Here is a 1,678-nt window from a genome sequence, read left to right as displayed (position 1 = left end):
TTGATTTTAGTAAGGATATATCTTTTGATGTAACTCAGGCACAGTTTGAAGATATAACACTAGAAGAATTTCGTTCTGCTGTTAATACTGATTCTATAGCCATAGACCAATCAGTTCAGGTTACCTATAAAGAATGGATCGCAATAAAAGACGTGATTTTAACACAGGCGAACGGATATTATGTTTCTAAAGACGGACAGGTCAAGTCCGCAACAAAAACGACAAATTATTATGCTTATTCTATTGAAAAAATGGTAAGACTAAAACGGGCGTCGAAATAAGCGGTATTTCATATGAGTATTTTGATGGAAAATATTTGGCAGAGAAAGATAAAGACGGTAACAAAACCAAAAGAGAATTAATTGGCGGTGACTATGATTTTTCCGCAGGAAATAGTTTCACATCTTTAAAATATGCACTTTACTATGTCAATTCAAACGATTATTACAGTTATCAAGCAAAAAAAGCGGTTGATGGAAAAACTGTTATATATAATCTTTATATAAGATGGAAAACTTTAGTTGGACATGATCTGTATTTTGTTTTTGAAAATAACACTTTTATAAAAGCACATTTTGTATATGAACACAATATGGGAGACAGATATCATTCATACATAATCCCCTATGACGGAGATATTATATTGCCTGACCTTAGCGATTATGAGATAAAACAGCCCTAAAAATCTTAGGGCTGTTTTTTTATTACTTGCATTTTAGATTTGCAATCAAAATAGCTTGCAAAATTATCTTATTTCTATTGACCAGGAATTATTATATTCTTTATTTTCTTCCAAAGTAATAATATCGGATTTTTTCTGTAAATCGTCTATTTTATATGCTGATGAGGGTAAACCCTGCCATAATTCAAGACAAACAAAAGGCGCAGTTTTATTGGACCACATAGCAAAATATTTGAAATCAGGGAAATTAATAATGACGCTTTTTTCGTCTGATATGGATTTTAATGTCGCAGTTTTGCTGGTATCAGAAAAGATATATGTATCATATTCAAACATTTTGTGATTAAGCGGTATTATTCGTCCGTTTAAAAGTTCATAATCAATTACTTTTCCGCTCATAAAACAATAATCTTCATTTAGTTCATGTTTTTTGATTTTGCATATATCTTTAAATTCCACAAAATAATCATCAAAGTTTAATCTAGGCTTTAGCGGCACATTAAATCCAGGATGCGCGCCTATATTAAAATACATTGGTTTGTCGTCAAGATTGACTACATTATATTTTACGTTGATTTTGTTTTTGACAAGCTCATATGATATGCGTATCAAAAACTTAAAAGGATATTGATATAAAGTTGCATTATTATATTTCAATTCAAAAGTGATGCTGCTTTTTTGATGATTTATAACTTCTAGCTTAGATGTTCTCAAAAAGCCGTGAAGCTGCATTTTGAATTCCTGACCATTGTATATATATACGCCCTGATTAAGTCTGCCTATTATAGGAAAAAGATTGTATGCCCTGCCGTCCCAAAACTTTGGATTGCCTTGCCAGAGATATTCAGTTTTGTCTTTTGTCTTAATAGACATAAGTTCAGCGCCGATGTCTGAGATGCTGACATCAAGCATTTCATTAAAAATACTAAAAACCATAATCTTTTGTATTCCCTTATTTATCTTTTGTAAAAAACCTAAAAATGATTATATCACTTA

General features: G+C 31.0%; 3 protein-coding genes. 2 read left to right on the top strand and 1 reads right to left on the bottom strand.

Annotated features, from left to right (window positions below; translation table 11 throughout):
• Positions 1-281: hypothetical protein (locus tag VIL26_06955; GenBank protein HEY8390667.1), on the top strand; the 281-nt coding region annotated here is incomplete at its 5' end.
• Positions 282-316: 35 nt separating this feature from the next.
• Complete coding sequence (locus VIL26_06950) at positions 317-682, top strand: hypothetical protein (protein HEY8390666.1); 366 nt, start codon at positions 317-319, stop codon at positions 680-682.
• 63 nt (positions 683-745) lie between these two features.
• Here VIL26_06950 and VIL26_06945 read toward each other — a convergent pair whose 3' ends face one another.
• Entirely contained in the window at positions 746-1,618 is an 873-nt protein-coding gene (locus VIL26_06945; GenBank protein ID HEY8390665.1) for an aldose 1-epimerase family protein, read from the bottom strand.
• Between the last annotated feature and the right edge of the window lie 60 nt (positions 1,619-1,678).

This window comes from Clostridia bacterium (genome assembly GCA_036562685.1).
In the GTDB taxonomy this organism is placed as follows: Bacteria; Bacillota; Clostridia; order Christensenellales; family DUVY01; genus DUVY01.
The sequence above is the reverse complement of the archived record's forward strand: the minus strand, read 5'-3'. Positions and strand labels throughout refer to the sequence as shown.

Excerpts from the sequence above, each read along its gene's own strand:
- VIL26_06945 (HEY8390665.1), bottom strand. The coding sequence starts at position 1,618 with ATGGTTTTTAGTATTTTTAATGAAATGCTTGATGTCAGCATCTCAGAC.